This is a genomic window from Mycoplana sp. ABR4_002, from assembly GCF_056159645.1.
The window spans coordinates 3,490,924-3,507,056 of the sequence record NZ_JBSWVO010000001.1 but is presented as its reverse complement, the minus strand read 5'-3'; the positions used below and the strand labels follow the sequence as shown (position 1 = coordinate 3,507,056).

Below are 16,133 nucleotides of genomic sequence, written 5' to 3'. Positions count from 1 at the left end.
CGTGCCTGTCGGTCGGCCGATTCCGATCCAATCCGCGTTTCGGAATCCCGGCCACACCCGGGTCGGGTCGAGGGCGGCGTCGATCGAGCTACCGCATCACGCCGCCAGGTCCTGCTCCTCGCGGAGCCAGTCGAGGAAGGCCCGGGAGGCGGGGGTGGTCGCATGGGGCGCCGGCGGCAGCAGGAAATACCCCTCGATCATCGGCGCCGAATGAGCGAAGGGTCGAACCAGCCGCCCGCGCTCCAGCAGATCGGAGACCAGCGTGTCGTGGGCCATGGCGAGCCCGGCGCCGTTCAGCGCTGCGGTAATGGCGATGACGAAGGTCGACGCGAGGTTGACCTCGCCCTCGCGGGCAAAGGGGATGTCTTGCGTCTTGAACCATCGGCCCCAGGTGCCGGTCATGCCGGCGCAATTCAGCAACGTGGCGCGCCCGAGATCGACACGGCCCGACTGGTAGTCCGGCGCGCAGACCGGGAAGAATTGGTCCCGGCTGATGCGTTCGGCCGCGTCCGACATGTCCTCGGGCCTGCCGAACCGGATTTCCATGGCCGCATGCGAGGCGTGCCGTTCGGGGTCCCAGATGGGCGTGACGATGTTCAGCACCAGCCACGGGTGCCGCGCATAGAGCCGGCGCAGCCTCGGCGCGAGCCAGAACACCGAATAGGCCAGGTTGCACTGCAACACCATGTTGCGGCCCCGATCGCCGCCGGTGAAGGCCTGGGTGCCGCTCGCAATCAGGTCGAAGGCCGCGGCGATGGTCGGCAGGTAGTTCGCCCCGGCCTCGGTCAGTTCCAGCGCGCGCGTCTTGCGGATGAACAGTTCGCGGCCAAGCAAGGCCTCGAGGCTGCGCACGTGCTGGCTCACGGCGGACTGGGTGAGGTTGAGCTCCGCCGCGGCGCGGGTGAAGGACAGATGCCGTGCGGTCGCCTCAAAGGCGCGCAACCACGTCAAGGGTGGGAGGTTCGAGGCCGGCACGGTAATCCAGAACGATGGCATTAATTTTATTAATGCCATGTGCGAATATTCATCGTTTGTCAATGGCCGGTCCGCCGTCCGATGCTCGCGTATCGGTGCGAGGAGAGAACACATGCTGCAAACCGTCGAAACGTCGAACATGACCCACTGGGACGAGCGCGTGGACCTGGCGGCGGCCTTCCGCTGGACCGCGCGGCTGAACATGCACGAGGGCGTCGCCAACCATTTCAGCCTCTCGGTCAACAAGGCCGGCACGCAGTTCCTGATGAATCCCAACCAGCGGCACTTCAGCCGGATCCGGGCCTCCGACCTGCTGCTGCTCGATGCGAACGATCCGCAGACCATGGACCGCCCCGACGCGCCGGACATGACCGCCTGGGGCCTGCACGGCTCGGTTCACCGGCTTTGCCCGCATGCCCGCTGCGTGATGCATGTCCATTCGATACACGCGACGGTCCTGGCCAGCCTTGCCGACAGCACGCTGCCGCCGATCGATCAGAACACCGCCATGTTCTACGGCCGTTACGTGATCGACGAGGAGTTCGGCGGCCTCGCGCTTGAAAGCGAGGGTATGCGCTGCGCGCGGATGCTGAGCGATCCGAAGATCAAGGTCATGATCATGGGCAATCACGGGGTGCTCGTGATCGGCGCGGATGTCGCCGACACGTTCAACCGGCTCTACTACTTCGAGCGCGCGGCGGAGACCTACATTCGTGCTTTGCAGACCGGCCGGCCGCTCCGGGTCCTCAGCGATGACATCGCCGAGGCAACCGCCCAGGCGATCGAGGACTATCCCGGGCAGTCGGAACGGCATCTGGCCGAGCTGAAGGCAATCCTCGATACCGAAGACCCGACCTATGCGAGCTGAACCATGGCCGACTACATCGCAACGAATGCTGCCTCCTCCGGGGTGCGCCTCGACAGGAAGACGCTCAAGGCCATCGCCGCCCGCACCGACCGGCCCGGGCTGACCTATCTCGCGCAATGGGTCGCGGCGCTCGGCGCGACGAGCGGGCTGATCTGGCTCACTCTTGGCACGCCGTGGGTCTGGCCGGCGATGCTGCTGCACGGGATCTTCCTGACCGTGCCGGCCTACGCGTTCAGCCACGAAACCGCGCACGGAACGGCCTTCCGCACGCGCTGGCTGAACGAAGCGGTGCTGTGGGTGACGTCGCTCATCTACATGGAGGAGCCGCTGCATCGCCGCTATACCCACACCAACCATCACACCTTCACGTGGCATGTCGACAAAGACAGCCAGATGCCCTTCGACACGCCGTTGGGCTTCCGCGGATGGCTGGGTGAGATCACCGGGTTCAGCCTGCTCCGGTTTCACCTGCAGATGTTCCTGCACCTGGCGGCAAGGCGCTACACCGACATCATGCGCAAGGTGGCCCCGGAGAGCGAGTTCGGGAAGATGACCGGCAATGCCCGGATCATGCTGGCAATCTACGCGGCGCTCGTTGTCGCACCGCTGCTGGGCGTCTGGTGGCCGGTCTGGTTCGTCATTGTCCCGCGCGTGCTCGGGGCGCCGGTGATGCTGCTGTTCACGCTGACCCAGCATGTCGAGCTGCAGGAGAACTCCCCCTCGATCCTCGACAGCACGCGGTCGTTCCGCACCTCCCGGCTCGGCCGCTTCCTCTACATGAACATGAACCATCACGTCGAGCACCACCTCTACCCGCAGGTTCCCTTCCATGCCTTGCCGCAACTGGCTTCGGCGGTGAAGGACCAGGTGCCGGAGCCCGATCCGGGCTTCTTCCGCACCAACTGGGAGGTGCTGTCCGTGGTCGTGCGGCGGTCGATGGGCCTGCCCACCAAGGCGGCCAGCATCCGCCAGGCGCCGCACATGATCACATCGGGCGGACCGGTGGACAAGGTCGCGCAGCGGACCATGTGAGCCGAAGCCCGGTTGGCCGCGTGCCGTGCCGCGTTCGCACGGAAGTGTCCTCGAAAACGATCGCGAACCGAACAAAGCGTTCTTCGCCGGGCCGATGGCCAGCGCTGCACGCCTGCCCGGCAATTGCCAGGCCCATACCGACCAAACCAAAGGGAGCAACAATGAGCGAATGGATCGACGCCTGCGCCACCGACGACATCGATGAACAAGACCTGATGACATGGGAGCACAACGGGCACGTCTATGCGATCTACAACACCAGCAAGGGGTTCTTCGCCACCGACGGCATCTGCACCCATGAAGAGCAGCGCCTCGAGGACGGCCTGGTCGTGGGTTGCGTGATCGAGTGCCCGCTCCACGGCGGCCGGTTCGACGTCTGCACCGGAAGGGCGCTCTCCGCGCCGGTCTATGTCGACCTCAAGACCTACCCGGTCAGGGTCGAAAACGGCCGGATCCTGCTGCGGACGGCCTGAACGGTGGCCCCGGCCCGGGATATCGGGCCGTGACCCGCGATCGCGGCAACGGCGTTCACCGGGCGATGCTAGTGGCCCGGCTCGCCCAGAGGCGGGCAGTTCTCGCGGATGTAGATGTTGAACGGCGTGTATTGTCCGGGCCGGACCTCGGTCTCGTTCCGGTTGAAGTGCCGGCCGATGACTTCCAGGGCCCGCTGCACCTCGAGGCGGGGGTTCTGGTCGATCACGGCGTCGAGGATGCCTTCGCGGAGCATCGCCCGGCGCTCCGGCGTCAGTTCGTGGGTGATGAGAACGATCCGGTGTGACAGGCCGACGGCACGGACGACATCGGCGATGGCCGTGTTTCCGGCCGAGACGTTGTAGATTCCCCTGATCCGCGGATTGTGGCGCAACGCGTCCAGCACGAGCTGGCCCGCCCGCTGCCGGTCCTCCCCGCTTTCGAGCGAAGCGGTGATGGTGCAGGCGGGAAAGTGCTCCCGCAGGACGGAGCGAAAGCCCATCTCCCGCTCCTCGTGGCCGATGAAGCGGTGCAGGCCAAGGACGACCAGGATTTCGCCGCCGTCCGGCCCGACGAAACGCCCCATCAGCTCTCCGGCCGCGCGTCCGGCCTGGCGGTTGTCCGGGCCGACATAGGCGATGCGGCCGCAGCGCGGCAGATCGGTGACGAGGGTGACGATCGGAAGGCGCGCCGAAATGAGCGCGAGCGCGTCGGACAGTTGCGGATCGTCCGGCAGGATCACCACCAGAGCGTCGTAGCTGTCCGAAACCTCGCCGATCTTGCGCCGCATCGCGGCACTGTCGGTGACGTCGACATAGTGGACAAAGCAATTGATCTTCATGTCGGCGGTGCCGGCCGCCGGCTGCATGAATGCGTCGCGCAGGCCGCGATAGAACGGGTTCTGCGGGGACTGCATCATGACCGCCACGCGCAGCACCTTGAGATAGTTGCGGAACAGCACCCGGTCGAGATTGAGCCGGCTCGCCCATTCGAGGACCCGGGCCTCCTTCTCGGGCGAGACACCGCCCCTGCGGTTGAGAACCCGGTCGACCGTGCTGAGGCTGACCCCGGCCGCCTGCGAGATCCTGATGAGAGTGGTGCGCTTGCTCATGCCATGAGCTTTGATGGTATCCCTTCAAAATGCAAGTCGAGCGAAGGAATGGCATCAGATAGAGTCCGGATCACGATGTGCGGCTGCACAACGCCGTGGGAGGAGACAACATGAGCATTGACCGTCAGGACCGGCGGCCCGCCATCCGCCTGGGCGTCAGCCCGCTTTCCTGGGTGAACGAGGTTCTGGAGGAGTTCGGCCGCGAGACGACGGCCGAGACCTGCCTCGCCGAGGCGGCGGCCGCCGGCTATGCCGGCGTCGAACTCAGCCGGATCTTTCCGAAGGAGGCAGGTCAGCTGACGACCCTGCTTGCCCGCCACGGCCTGCAACTGGTGTCCGGCTGGCACAGCGGCTTCCTGGCCGACCGGGAGGTGGAGGCCGAGCTCGAGGCGGTTCGGGACCATGCCGGCCTGCTCATGGCCTGCGGCACCGGCGTCATGGTCTATGGCGAGTGCGGCTGCATGGCCGCAGACCCGCTCGACGTGCCGATGTCGCGGCGGCGGCGGCTGGAGCGGGCCGCGGTCGCGGGCTACGGCGACCGGCTGACCCGCTTTGCCGACGCGCTCATGGACCGGTATGGCCTGGCGCTGTCCTACCACCATCACCTGATGATGGTGGCCGAAACGCTCGAGGAGACGGAGGCGGTGATGGCCGCGACCGGGCCGTCGGTCGGGCTCCTGCTCGATACCGGCCATGCGGCCGCGGCGGGCTTCGACTATGCCCGGCTGATCGCGCGCCTCGGCCATCGCATCAACCACATTCACCTGAAGGACGTGCGCCGCGAAGCGCTGGCCGAGGTCCGCTCCGGCGATCTCAGCTTCAACGACGCCGTCCGCGCCGGCATGTTCACCGTCCCCGGCGACGGCATGGTCGACTTCGGCCCGCTCGCCGGCTTCCTGGCGGAGGGGCGCTATTCCGGGTGGCTGGTGGTCGAGGCCGAACAGGACCCGGAGAAGGCCCCGCCGGCCGAGACGGTGGCGCGCGCCCACCGCTTCGTATCCGAGGCTATCCTGAAACCCGCGCTTGCAGGAGCATGACCCGATGCCACGAACGACCCTCAACATCGGCCTGATCGGATCTGGCTTCATGGGACAGGCCCACGCCGACGCCTTCCGGCGCGCCGCCTTGCTCTACCGCAACCTTCCGGCCGTGCCGGTGCTACATACCCTCGCCGATGCGACGCAGGAACTGGCCGAGGCCGCCGCCGCGCGCTTCGGCTTTGCCCGGGCGACGGGCGACTGGCGGACGATGATCGCCGATCCGGAAATCGACGTGATCGACATCACCACGCCCAACGCCATGCATGTCGAGATGGCGATGGCGGCCATAGACGCGGGCAAGCACGTCTACTGCGAAAAGCCGCTGACGGTGAGGCTGGACGACGCCAAGGCGCTGGCCGAGGCGGCGAAGAAGCGCGGCGTCAAGACGATGGTCGCCTTCAACAACGTCAAGACGCCCGCCGCGCTGCTGGCCCGGCAACTGATCAGCCGCGGCGACATCGGCACGCCGACCCGGTTCCGCGGCTGGTTCGACCAGGGCTTCTTCAACGATCCCGACATGCCGTGGAGCTGGCGCTGTTCGCGTCGCGAGGCGGGCTCGGGCTCGCTTGGCGATCTCGGCTCGCACGTCGTCAGCGTGGCGCAGTTCTTGATGGGCGGGGTCGAAAGCGTCGCCGGGCAGGAACAGACCTTCTTCCGCGATCGCCCCGCGCCCGGCCGCGGCTCCGGCTACGGCGCCAGCGCCGATGCGAGCGGGCAGCGGCTGGCGGTGGAGAACGAGGACCAGTTCCAGGCGCTGGTGCGGTTCGCGAACGGCGCGGGCGGCACGATCGAATCCTCGCGCATAGCCGCCGGCAAGGTCTTCGGCATCTATTGGGAGGTCTCCGGCACCGAGGGCACCATCGTCATGGACGGTGAGCGCTTCAACGAACTGAAGATCGCCCGCTATGGCGACCCGAAGGCCGACCGCGGCTTCAAGACGCTGCTGGCCGGCTCGCAGGTGGAGCAGTTCAACGGCTTCTTCGGCTTCGACTTCGCCGGCGGCGGGCTTGGCTACTTCGACGTCAAGGTGATCGAGGTGCACGACCTGATCCAGGGCATCGCCGGCCCCGGCGGCTGTTTCCCGGACTTCCAGTTCGGTTTCGAAAACCAACAGATCATCGCGGCGATGGAGCGTTCGGCCGCGGAGGATCGCCGCATCAGCATCGGAGAAGCCGCATGACCGGGATCGCCATCATGGGGGCAGGGCGCATGGCCAGGGTCCACGCCGCCTCGATCCTCGCCGCCGACGCCCATGTCGCCACCATCTATGACCCGGTCGAAGAGGCCGCAACGGCGCTCGCCGCCACGACCGGCGCGCGTGCCGCGCCGACCGCGGCCGACGCCATGGCGGACCCCGCGGTCGACGCGATCATGATCGCCACCTCGTCCGACACCCATGTCGACCTGCTCTACGAGGCGGTAAGGACCGGCAAGCCGGTGCTGTGCGAGAAGCCGCTCGCCTCCAGCTATGCGGCCAGCCGCGAATTCATCGCGACGGTGGGCGAGGCGGCGGCGCGCAAGGTGTTTCTCGGCTTCAACCGTCGCTTCGACCGTGGGCATGCGTCGGTGCGCGAGGGGGTCCACGCCGGGCAGATCGGCCGGCTGGAGCAACTGACGATCACCAGCCGCGATCCCTTCCCGCCGCCGCTCGACTATGTGCCGCGCTCGGGCGGCCTGTTCCGCGACATGATGATCCACGACTTCGACATGGCGCGCGCCATCGTTGGTAAGCCGATGCTATCGGTCACCGCGCACGGCTCGTCGATCGTCGACCCCGAGATCGGCAGGCTGGGCGACGTCGACACGGCCGCAGTCACGATGCTGGCCGAGGACGGCACGATCGTGACGATCCTGAACTCGCGCCGCTGCGCCTTCGGCTTCGACCAGCGCATCGAGGCCTTCGGCGCCGAAGGCATGCTGGTGTCCGACAACCCGCGCCAATCGGGCTATACCGCCTACACCAAAGAGGGGCCCGGCACGCCCGCTCCGATCCTCGGGTTCTTCCTTGAACGTTACGGCCCTTCCTATACTATTGAAATCCGGCTGTTTCTTGAGTGCGCGCGGGAGGGGCGCGACATGCCGGTCAATGCCATTGACGGGCTGATGGCCGCCTACCTGGCCGAGGCCGCCACCGCTTCGCAGAAGCAGGGCAGGACCGTGCATCTGACCGGCCTCGATCAGGAGTTTTGAGATGAGCGATCTCAATACCCGACACAAGGACACCGCCGCCATCATCACCGGCGGCGCGCAGGGGGTGGGGCTGGCCATCGCCAAGCGACTGGCGGCCGAGGGTTGCCGCCGGCTGATGCTGGCCGGGCGCGACGCCGACAAGGGCGAGAAGGCCGTTTCCGAGCTGGCCGCGTTCGGCGTCGACGCAGCCTTCACCGCCATCGATCTGCAGGACGTCCGGGCCTGCCTCGCGCTGATCGAGGCCGCGGTGGCCCGCTTCGGCGCGGTGACCGCGCTGGTGAACGCCGCGGCGCTCGGCGCGCGCGGCACCCTGACCGATACCTCGGCGGAACTCTGGGACCAGATGTTCAACACCAACGCCCGCGCGCCGTTCTTCTTGATGCAGGGCTTCGTCAGACACCGGCAGGCGCAGGGCGGCGGCGGTTCGATCGTCAACATCCTGTCGCAGTGTGCTCATTGCGGCCAGTCCTATCTCGCCCCGTACTCGGCCTCCAAGGGGGCCCTTGCCACGCTGACCAAGAACGTGGCGAACGCCTACCGCTTCGATCGGATCCGCTGCAACGCGATCCTGCCCGGCTGGATGGACACGCCCGGGGAGGACGTCACCCAGCGCCGCTATCATGGCGCGAGCGATGGCTGGCTGGAACGGGCGGAGGCCGCCCAGCCGATGGGGCAGCTCTGCAAGCCGCACCAGCTGGCGGGACTGGCAAGCTACCTGCTGAGCGAGGATGCCGGCGTGATGACCGGCGCGCTCATCGACTACGACCAGAATATTCCGGGCTCCTATCCAGAATAGGCGTCCGGGATTAGCCGCTCTTCGGAGCAACTCAACCAAGGGGGAGGAGACCCATGAGGAAACTGTTAGCCACGACGGCAGCGTTGCTGATGCTGAGCAGCGCGGCCTATGCCGAACGCTATGTCATGATCACCCATACCCAGGGCACCGATCCGTTCTGGCCGGTCGTCGAGAAGGGCGGAAAGGACGCCGCCGCCGCCGTCGGGGCCGAGTTCGAGTACAATTTCGCGCCCTCCGGCGACATGGCGGACATGGCCAAGCTGATCGAGTCGGCGACCGCCACCCAGCCCGACGGCATCATCGTGTCGCTGCCCGACGCCGATGCGCTCGGCGGCGCGATCAAGGCCGCCGCCGACAGCGGCGTGCCCGTGATCACGATCAACTCCGGCCTCGAGCATTCCAAGGCGGTCGGCGCGCTGATGCATGTCGGGCAACCGGAATCGCTTGCCGGCGAGGCTGCCGGCGAACGGGCGAAGGCCGAGGGCGCGGGCAAGGCACTCTGCCTCAACCAGGAGGCCTTCAACACCGCGCTGGTGGCGCGTTGCGAGGGCTATTTCAAGGCCGTGGGACAGGAACTCAACATGATCGACGTCTCCAACGACGTCGCCCAGATCAAGACCCGCACGGCCGCGGCGCTGCAGTCGGATCAGGAAATCAACGCGCTGCTCGCCGTTGGACCGCATGTCTGCGAGGCGGCGGCCGAGGCGGTCGCTGAAGTCGGGGCGAAGATCCACCTGTCCTGCTTCGACATGACGCCGGGCGTGATCAACCTGATCAAGGAGGGCAAGGTCGCCTACACCATCGACCAGCAGCAATACCTGCAGGGCTACATGCCGGTAGTCGTGCTGCACCTCTACAACGCCCATGCCGGCATGCTGCCGGGCGCCAGCATCCCGTCCGGGCCCGGCTTCGTGGACGCCTCGAACGCGGCCGCGGTCGAGTCCCAGGCCGGCGTGAACCGCTAACGCGGTCACCCACCGTAGCACCAAGCACACGGGACAGGCCCCTGCCGGCCTGTCCCGCCTGAAGCGGAAGGGAGGCACCATGGCTCAGGCATCGACAACAACGACCGGTCGCACCGAGGCGGATCGGCTGAGAAAGGGAGGACGCCTTTCCGCGCTCAAGCGGCGCCCGGAAGTCGGTGTCTTCCTCGTCATGGTCGCCGTGGTTCTGGCGATCGGCATCGCCAGCAACGGCACCGCCTTCAACCCGCTGGGGCTGAAGAACAACCTCTCCATCATCGCCCAGTTCGGCATCATCGCGACCGGGGCGTGCCTGCTGATGATCGCCGGCGAGTTCGACCTGTCGATCGGCTCGATGATCGGCTTTGCCGGCATGTCGATGGCGATGATGCTGAAATGGGGACTGCCCTTCGGCCTTGGTCCGGCGACCCCGGTTTCGGCCTTCTTCATCACGCTCGCCATGACGCTGGCCCTCGGCTGGCTGATCGGCACCATCGTGGTGCGCTCCAAGCTCTCGAGCTTCATCGTCACGCTCGCCTTCCTGTTCTTCCTGCGCGGCGTGACGGAGGTAAGCTTCCGCGTCATCAACCAGTCGACGCAGATTTCCGGGCTGCCCGATTTCAAGCAGGACAGCTGGTTTGCCGCCATGTTCGGCGGCGAGAGCTTCGGCTGGCTCTATGACCTCTGGTATTCGCTCGGCGGCAACATCAACCGCGCCGGGTCGCAATGGGTAACGGGCATGGATGCGCGCGTCGTCTGGTGGATCGCCGTCGCCGCCGTCGCCTACCTCGTTCTCTCGCGTACCCAGGTCGGCAACTGGATCTTCGCCACCGGCGACAACCGCGAGAGTGCCCGCGCCAACGGCGTTCCGGTCGACAAGGTGCGCACCTCGCTGTTCATGGTCACGGCCTTCTGCGCCACGATCTTCGCCGCCTGCCAGGTGTTCGACACCAACACCGCCGACGCCGCCAAGGGCAACCTCAAGGAACTCGAGGCCATCGCCATCGCCGTCGTCGGCGGAACATTGATGACCGGGGGGTTCGGTTCGGTGATCGGGGTGGTCTTCGGCGCCATCACCTTCGGCCTTGTCGCCAACGCCGTGTTCTTCATCCCGGCGATCGACGGCAGCTACTACCGCGTCTTCGTCGGCGTCGTGCTGCTGACCGCGGTGTTCCTGAACGAAAGCGTGCGCAAGCGCATCACGGGAGGACTCTGACCATGGCTGAACCGCTGATCCGCACCCAGGGCCTCGTCAAGCGTTTCGGTCCCTTCATCGCGCTGAACGGGATCGACCTCGAGATCTACAAGGGCGAGATCCACGCGCTGCTCGGCGACAACGGCGCCGGCAAATCGACCCTGATCAAGATCCTGTCGGGTGTGTACCAGCCGACGGACGGGCAGATCTTCGTCGAAGGCCGGCCGACCGTGTTCCGATCGCCGCGCGACGCCAGCAACGCGGGAATCGGCACGGTCTACCAGGACCTGGCCGTGAACCCGCTGATGAGCGTCACGCGCAACTTCTTCATGGGGCGGGAACTCTATTCCGGCCCGAAGCCGTTCGGCCTGCTGCGCATGGAGGAGATGGATCGCATCACCCATGACGAGATGATCAAGATCGGCATCGACATCTCCGATCCGCAACAGGCCGTCGGCACGATGTCGGGCGGCCAGCGCCAGACCCTGGCGATCGCCCGGGCGATCTACTTCGGGGCGAAGGTGCTGATCCTCGACGAGCCGACCTCGGCGCTCGGCCAGAAGCAGCAGATGGAGGTGCTGAAGACGATGATGCGGGTGCGCGCACGCGGCGACATCGCGGTGATCTTCATCACCCACAACGAGGTGCACGCCAAGCTGGTGGCGGACCGCTTCACCTTCATGGCCCTCGGCGAGGTGATCGGCAAGGGCACAAGAGACGAACTGGCCGGCGAGGACATCCGCCACCTGATGGCGGGCGGGGTGGAGATCCAGGATCTGGAAAAGGAGCTCGCGGCCATCCAGTAGGGTGCGCGGCCGCCAGCCGGCGCGGTGACGCTACGGCTGCGGCCTGGAGACGTTGCGGATGACTTCGCGGGCGGCCGCCAGCAGCGGGTCGTGGACCGGCGCCAACAGGGCGATGCGGTCGAACGTGTCCGGCTGCGCCGCCAGCGAACCGCGCAGGGCCGCCCCGAACGCCTTGCGCAGTTCGGTGCCGATGTTGAACTTGCAGATCGGTGTCCTCGCGGCGAGGCGGGCGCGTTGGCCGACGGGGACGCCGGAGCCGCCGTGAATGACGAGCGGAACGCGGGTGAGGGCGGTGATGGCGGCAACGCGCTCCTCGTCGAGGCCGCTGCCGGCCTCGGTCTGCAGATGGACGTTGCCGACCGAAATCGCCATGGCGTCGACGCCGGTCTCGCGCGCGAAGATCTCGGCCTCGGCCGGGTCGGTGCCGTCGGATCCGGCGCCGCCGGCATAGCCGACAAAGCCGATCTCGCCTTCGCAGGACACCCCGGCGGCATGGGCGATGGCGGCGATGGCGCGAGTCTCGGAAATATTGTCCTCCAGCGGCAGCTTCGAGCCGTCGAACATCACCGAGGTGAAGCCGCAGCCGATCGCCTGCTCGCATTCCGCGCGCGTGTAGCCGTGATCGAGATGCAGCACGACGGGGACGCGCACGCTTTCGGCGAGCCAGCGCATCATCGCCCCCAGCACCGGTAGCGGTGTATGGGCCCGGCATCCGGGTCCTGCCTGCAGGATCACGGGACAGTCTTCCGCCTCGGCCGCCTGAGCGTAGGCGCGCATGTCCTCCCAGCCGAGGCAGACCAGTCCGGCGACGGCATAGCCGCCTCGCAAGGCGGGCTGGAGGACCTCGGCCAGCGTGGCGACCGTCATTTGAACCTCGCCACCATGTCCATGATGCCGGGAATCGTCTTCAGCTGACCGGCATGGGTGGGCTGGAAATACTGCTTCAGGCTGCGCTGGCTGAGACCGCCAAGGATGGTGAAGTAGTACATCTCGTAGCCCGGCAGCACGCAGCACGGGTGGTAACCCTTGTCGAGCACGATCGTCGAGCCGTCGACGACGTGGTAGGCGTCGCCCGGCTCGTTGTCGACGCGCTGCAGCATCTGCAGGCCGGATCCATGGTTGGGCCTGAACCGGAAATTGTAGGTCTCGTCGTGCCGGGTCTCCTCCGGCAGCCGGTCGGTATCGTGCTTGTGGCTCGGAAAGCCCGACCAGCCGCCGGTGCCGACCGTGTAGAGCTCGCTGACCAGCAAGCGACCGACCCGGTCGTGGTAGGCGCTGCCAAGAACGTGCTTGATCTTGCGGTGGGTCTTGGTCTCGTCCGAGCCGTACTGGACCACGTCGAGATCCCGGGCGCGCACGGCGAAGGGCCTGAGCGTCTCGCCGAATTTCGCGCCCGCCACGAAGACCTCCGCCGTGTCGCTCCGGCAGGTGATGCGGGCGGCGACATTGGTCGGGACATAGACGCCTTCCGGCTCGCCATCCCAGACGTCGACGACACGGTTGCCGATGTCGGCGAACGTCTCGCCGGCGCATTCCACCGTCACCGTGCCGGTGGCGGGAACGACGCAGGTCTCGTAGCCGGCGAGCCGATAGTCGAACGTCTCGCCACGCCCGAGCTTGACGATGTTGAAGTAGTTCAGCGGAACCAGCGGATGGTCCACGCCGACGATCGGCTCGTTGCGATTGTCATGGGGCGGAATGTGCATGAAGGGGCTCTCCGTTTCAGTCGACCAGTTCAGGACCGGGATGCGAGGCAAGGAATGCGTCGAGTTCCAGGCGGGTCGGCATGGCCGGCGCACAGCCGGGCCTCGAGACGACGATCGACGCGCAGGCCGATCCGCGAAGCACCGCTTCCGTCAGCTCGCGGCCGTCCGCAAGGTTCGACAGCAGGCCGGCCATGAAGCTGTCCCCGGCGCCGGTCGGCTTGAGCGCCTGGACCCTGTAGATCCCGGTCCGCGTCTCGGTCCGGCCGACCAGGGTGATCGCCCCGCGATGGCCCATCTTGTAGACCACCATGGCGGCACTCGTGCGCGCCAGGCCGCGCGCCATGTCCAGGCCGCGGTCGATGCCGCCGGCCATGAAGCCGAACTCCTCCTCGTTGCCGACGATGACGTCGGCAAGCGCGCCCGCTTTCGACAGGACCGAACTTGCGACCTCCGGCGAGGGCCAGGAGTAGGGCCGGTAGTCGACATCGAAGATCACAGGCATGCCGGCGGCCCTTGCCCGCTCGAACACGCGGAAGGCCGCGCTCCGCGACGGCTCGGCGGCAAACACCGTGCCCGCCGCGATCACCGCGCCGTAGGGCGTGAGGTCAAGCCCATCCACATCGGCGACATCCATCTCGAAATCGGCGGCGCCGTTGCGGTAGATGACGCTCTGGTGTCCCTCCAGCCGCGATTCGTAGATGGCGAAGGAATTGCGGTGCTCGGAGGCACCGGCGCCGGAGACCGGGTGGACGTGATCGGTACGGACGCCGTATCGCCGCAGTCTGGCGACGCAATAGCGGCCGACGGCATCGTCGGAAACGCGCGTGGCGAGCGCGGCCGCTCCGCCCAGCTTGACGAGCCCCACGGCGATGTTGGCGGCCGAGCCGCCGATGTCGACGCGCAGCAATTCAGCGTCCTCGATGGCCGTGCCGGGCGGGTCCGGGAAGGTATCCATTCCCACGCGGCCGACGACGAGAAAGCTGTTGCGCACGATGCCGGACAACGCCCGGTCCATCATACGCCCTTCCTCTGGCGATGGCGGCTGGCTTCGACCTTCCTGTGGGCGTCGAGAACGCGCTCGCTCCCAGAGACCTGCGGCGTACCGACCTCCCACCAGGTATGCCCCTCCTGCGTCCAGCCCTCGTAGGGGTCGACCTTCATCACAATGACGCTGGTGCGGCTGCTGGCCTTGGCCGCCCTGAAGGCGGTGCCCAGTTCCTCCGGGCTGGACACGGTGACGGCCTCGGCGCCCATGGCGGCGGCATGGGCCTCGAAGTCCACCGCGAACGGAGCGGGGATGGTCGGGCAATCGGCGATCAGGTTGTTGAAGCTTTCACCCCCCATGTTGTTCTGCAGCTTGTTGATGACGGCGTAGCCGCCGTTGTCCAGCACCAGGATGATCAGCTTCTTGCCGGTCAGAGCCGCGGAGTAGATGTCGGAATTCATCAGCAGGTAGGAGCCGTCGCCGACAAAGACGATCGTGTCCCGGTCCGGTTCGCGTTCCGACTGGGCGATGCGCGCGCCCCAGCCCCCGGCAATCTCGTAGCCCATGCACGAGAAGCCGAACTCGACGTCCACCGTTCCGACCTCCAGCGTGCGCCAGTTGGCCGTCAGTTCCGCGGGCAGTCCGCCGGCGGCGGCGACGACGCGGTCGCGCCTGTCGCACAGCGCATTCACGACGCCGATCGCCTGCGCATAGGAATTGGGCCGGTTGCCGGGCGCCACGTTCGTCGCGACATACGCGTTCCAGGCCCTGCGCTCGCCGGCGGCGGCCTCGACCCAGGCGCCGGGCGCCCGATAGGCGCCGAGCGCCTCGCCAAGCGCGAGCAGGCCGAGCTTCGCGTCGCCGACGACCGGCAGCGACAAATGCTTCATCGCGTCGTGACGGGCGGCGTTGAGGCCGATGATGCGGGCGTCCTGGGCAAAGGCGGTCCAGGAACCGGTGGTGAAGTCCTGCATGCGGGTGCCGACAGCCAGAATGACGTCGGCCATCTCGGCAATCGCGTTGGCGCTGCTCGAGCCGGTGACGCCGAGCGGGCCGATGTTCAGGGCATGGTCGTTGACGAGATTCGCTCGTCCGGCAATGGTCTCGACGACGGGGATGCTGTGGCGTTCGACGAAGGCGGTGAGCTCGGCCACGGCCTGCGAGTACTGCACGCCGCCGCCGGCGATGATCATCGGCCGCCGTGCCGTCTTCAGCAACGCGGCGGCGTCCGCGATCTCGGCGACGTCCGGGGCCTGGCGGCGAATCCGGTGGATGTGCCTGTCGAACAGCGAGACCGGGTAGTCGTAGGCCCAGCCCTGGACATCCTGCGGAAGCCCGATGAACGCCGGCCCGCAGTCGGCCGGATCGAGCATGGTGGCGATTGCCGCCGGCAGCGCCTGGATGATCTGCGCGGGGTGGGTGATCCGGTCCCAGTAGCGCGTGACGGACCTGAACGCATCGTTGACGCCGAGCGTCGGGTTGTTGAAGTGTTCGAGCTGCTGCAGGACCGGGTCCGGCAGCCGGGTGACGAAGCTGTCGCCGCACAGCATCAGCATCGGCAGCCGGTTGGCATGCGCCAGCGCGGCGGCCGTCAGGAGATTGGCGGTGCCGGGCCCGGCCGAGGCGGTGCAGAACATGAAGCGCTGGCGCAGGTGGTACTTGGCATAGGCGGCGGCGGCAAAGCCCATGCTCTGCTCGTTCTGGCCGCGATAGAGCGGCAACTCGTCGCGAACGGCATAGAGGGCTTCGCCGAGGCACGGCACGTTGCCGTGGCCGAAGATGCCGAATCCGCCGCCGCACAGCCGCGTTTCCCGGCCGTCGATCACGACGTACTGGTTCGCCAGGAAGCGTACGATCGCCTGCGCGGTCGTCAGGCGCACGGTTTCTACCGACTTGGTCATGTCTCTCCCCCGACCGGCTATCGATTTTTTGGCCAGCCGATGCATTTAGGCCGTTGATTAAAGCTTGAACCCACGTTACCAATTTTGCAACCGCT

The 16,133-nt window shown here is 67.1% G+C and carries 16 protein-coding genes; 10 read left to right on the top strand and 6 right to left on the bottom strand.

The window, feature by feature from the left end:
- Nucleotides 1–96 precede the first annotated feature (96 nt).
- A complete protein-coding gene (locus ACXAGF_RS16650) occupies nt 97–951 on the bottom strand; it encodes a LysR family transcriptional regulator (protein WP_475018491.1) in 855 nt (284 codons plus the stop codon).
- Nucleotides 952–1,087: 136 nt separating this feature from the next.
- Here ACXAGF_RS16650 and ACXAGF_RS16645 point away from each other — a divergent pair, with 136 nt between their 5' ends.
- From ACXAGF_RS16645 to ACXAGF_RS16635, 3 genes are all read left to right on the top strand, one after another.
- On the top strand, nt 1,088–1,843 hold the full coding sequence (locus ACXAGF_RS16645) for a class II aldolase and adducin N-terminal domain-containing protein (RefSeq protein WP_475018490.1): 756 nt from the start codon (nt 1,088–1,090) through the stop codon (nt 1,841–1,843).
- Between the two features lie 3 nt (nt 1,844–1,846).
- Nucleotides 1,847–2,875 (top strand): fatty acid desaturase, encoded by a 1,029-nt coding sequence (locus ACXAGF_RS16640; RefSeq protein ID WP_475018489.1) that lies wholly within the window; start codon nt 1,847–1,849, stop codon nt 2,873–2,875.
- Between the two features lie 161 nt (nt 2,876–3,036).
- Nucleotides 3,037–3,348, top strand: a complete 312-nt coding sequence (locus ACXAGF_RS16635; RefSeq protein ID WP_475018488.1) for a non-heme iron oxygenase ferredoxin subunit — start codon at nt 3,037–3,039, stop codon at nt 3,346–3,348.
- Nucleotides 3,349–3,416: 68 nt separating this feature from the next.
- Here the strand turns inward: ACXAGF_RS16635 and ACXAGF_RS16630 are convergent, their stop codons facing one another.
- Nucleotides 3,417–4,457: a LacI family DNA-binding transcriptional regulator gene (locus tag ACXAGF_RS16630; RefSeq protein ID WP_475018487.1), complete on the bottom strand. Its 1,041-nt coding sequence runs from the start codon at nt 4,455–4,457 to the stop codon at nt 3,417–3,419.
- Between the two features lie 110 nt (nt 4,458–4,567).
- On the opposite strand from ACXAGF_RS16630, the gene iolE reads away from it, so the two are divergent.
- From iolE to ACXAGF_RS16595, 7 genes are all read left to right on the top strand, one after another.
- Entirely contained in the window at nt 4,568–5,494 is a 927-nt protein-coding gene (iolE, locus tag ACXAGF_RS16625) for a myo-inosose-2 dehydratase (RefSeq protein ID WP_475018486.1), read from the top strand.
- 4 nt (nt 5,495–5,498) lie between these two features.
- Complete coding sequence (locus ACXAGF_RS16620; RefSeq protein ID WP_475018485.1) at nt 5,499–6,677, top strand: Gfo/Idh/MocA family protein; 1,179 nt, start codon at nt 5,499–5,501, stop codon at nt 6,675–6,677.
- Nucleotides 6,674–7,687, top strand: coding sequence for an inositol 2-dehydrogenase (iolG, locus tag ACXAGF_RS16615; protein WP_475018484.1), 1,014 nt, complete (start codon nt 6,674–6,676; stop codon nt 7,685–7,687). Before ACXAGF_RS16620 ends, iolG begins: the two co-directional genes overlap by 4 nt.
- Before the next feature lies 1 nt (nt 7,688).
- Nucleotides 7,689–8,483 (top strand): SDR family oxidoreductase, encoded by a 795-nt coding sequence (locus ACXAGF_RS16610; RefSeq protein ID WP_475018483.1) that lies wholly within the window; start codon nt 7,689–7,691, stop codon nt 8,481–8,483.
- A gap of 53 nt (nt 8,484–8,536) precedes the next feature.
- A complete protein-coding gene (locus tag ACXAGF_RS16605) occupies nt 8,537–9,448 on the top strand; it encodes a substrate-binding domain-containing protein (RefSeq protein WP_475018482.1) in 912 nt (303 codons plus the stop codon).
- Nucleotides 9,449–9,527: 79 nt separating this feature from the next.
- A complete protein-coding gene (locus ACXAGF_RS16600) occupies nt 9,528–10,661 on the top strand; it encodes an ABC transporter permease (protein ID WP_475018481.1) in 1,134 nt (377 codons plus the stop codon).
- Between the two features lie 2 nt (nt 10,662–10,663).
- Complete coding sequence (locus ACXAGF_RS16595; protein ID WP_475018480.1) at nt 10,664–11,446, top strand: ATP-binding cassette domain-containing protein; 783 nt, start codon at nt 10,664–10,666, stop codon at nt 11,444–11,446.
- 30 nt (nt 11,447–11,476) lie between these two features.
- Here the strand turns inward: ACXAGF_RS16595 and ACXAGF_RS16590 are convergent, their stop codons facing one another.
- From ACXAGF_RS16590 to iolD, 4 genes are read right to left on the bottom strand one after another with little or no spacing between them, the layout of a single operon-like run.
- Nucleotides 11,477–12,313 (bottom strand): class II fructose-bisphosphate aldolase, encoded by an 837-nt coding sequence (locus ACXAGF_RS16590; RefSeq protein ID WP_475018479.1) that lies wholly within the window; start codon nt 12,311–12,313, stop codon nt 11,477–11,479.
- Nucleotides 12,310–13,152, bottom strand: coding sequence for a 5-deoxy-glucuronate isomerase (locus ACXAGF_RS16585; protein ID WP_475018478.1), 843 nt, complete (start codon nt 13,150–13,152; stop codon nt 12,310–12,312). Before ACXAGF_RS16585 ends, ACXAGF_RS16590 begins: the two co-directional genes overlap by 4 nt.
- Nucleotides 13,153–13,168: 16 nt before the next feature.
- Entirely contained in the window at nt 13,169–14,167 is a 999-nt protein-coding gene (locus ACXAGF_RS16580) for a PfkB family carbohydrate kinase (protein WP_475018477.1), read from the bottom strand.
- On the bottom strand, nt 14,167–16,038 hold the full coding sequence (gene iolD / locus ACXAGF_RS16575) for a 3D-(3,5/4)-trihydroxycyclohexane-1,2-dione acylhydrolase (decyclizing) (protein ID WP_475018476.1): 1,872 nt from the start codon (nt 16,036–16,038) through the stop codon (nt 14,167–14,169). The genes ACXAGF_RS16580 and iolD overlap by 1 nt, the downstream gene beginning before the upstream one ends.
- Nucleotides 16,039–16,133: the final 95 nt, after the last annotated feature.

Coding starts and splice junctions, on each gene's coding strand:
- ACXAGF_RS16645 (WP_475018490.1), top strand. CDS start 1,088: ATGCTGCAAACCGTCGAAACGTCGAACATGACCCACTGGGACGAGCGC.
- ACXAGF_RS16640 (WP_475018489.1), top strand. CDS start 1,847: ATGGCCGACTACATCGCAACGAATGCTGCCTCCTCCGGGGTGCGCCTC.
- ACXAGF_RS16635 (WP_475018488.1), top strand. CDS start 3,037: ATGAGCGAATGGATCGACGCCTGCGCCACCGACGACATCGATGAACAA.
- ACXAGF_RS16630 (WP_475018487.1), bottom strand. CDS start 4,457: ATGAGCAAGCGCACCACTCTCATCAGGATCTCGCAGGCGGCCGGGGTC.
- iolE (WP_475018486.1), top strand. CDS start 4,568: ATGAGCATTGACCGTCAGGACCGGCGGCCCGCCATCCGCCTGGGCGTC.
- ACXAGF_RS16620 (WP_475018485.1), top strand. CDS start 5,499: ATGCCACGAACGACCCTCAACATCGGCCTGATCGGATCTGGCTTCATG.
- iolG (WP_475018484.1), top strand. CDS start 6,674: ATGACCGGGATCGCCATCATGGGGGCAGGGCGCATGGCCAGGGTCCAC.
- ACXAGF_RS16610 (WP_475018483.1), top strand. CDS start 7,689: ATGAGCGATCTCAATACCCGACACAAGGACACCGCCGCCATCATCACC.
- ACXAGF_RS16605 (WP_475018482.1), top strand. CDS start 8,537: ATGAGGAAACTGTTAGCCACGACGGCAGCGTTGCTGATGCTGAGCAGC.
- ACXAGF_RS16600 (WP_475018481.1), top strand. CDS start 9,528: ATGGCTCAGGCATCGACAACAACGACCGGTCGCACCGAGGCGGATCGG.
- ACXAGF_RS16595 (WP_475018480.1), top strand. CDS start 10,664: ATGGCTGAACCGCTGATCCGCACCCAGGGCCTCGTCAAGCGTTTCGGT.
- ACXAGF_RS16590 (WP_475018479.1), bottom strand. CDS start 12,313: ATGACGGTCGCCACGCTGGCCGAGGTCCTCCAGCCCGCCTTGCGAGGC.
- ACXAGF_RS16585 (WP_475018478.1), bottom strand. CDS start 13,152: ATGCACATTCCGCCCCATGACAATCGCAACGAGCCGATCGTCGGCGTG.
- ACXAGF_RS16580 (WP_475018477.1), bottom strand. CDS start 14,167: ATGGACCGGGCGTTGTCCGGCATCGTGCGCAACAGCTTTCTCGTCGTC.
- iolD (WP_475018476.1), bottom strand. CDS start 16,038: ATGACCAAGTCGGTAGAAACCGTGCGCCTGACGACCGCGCAGGCGATC.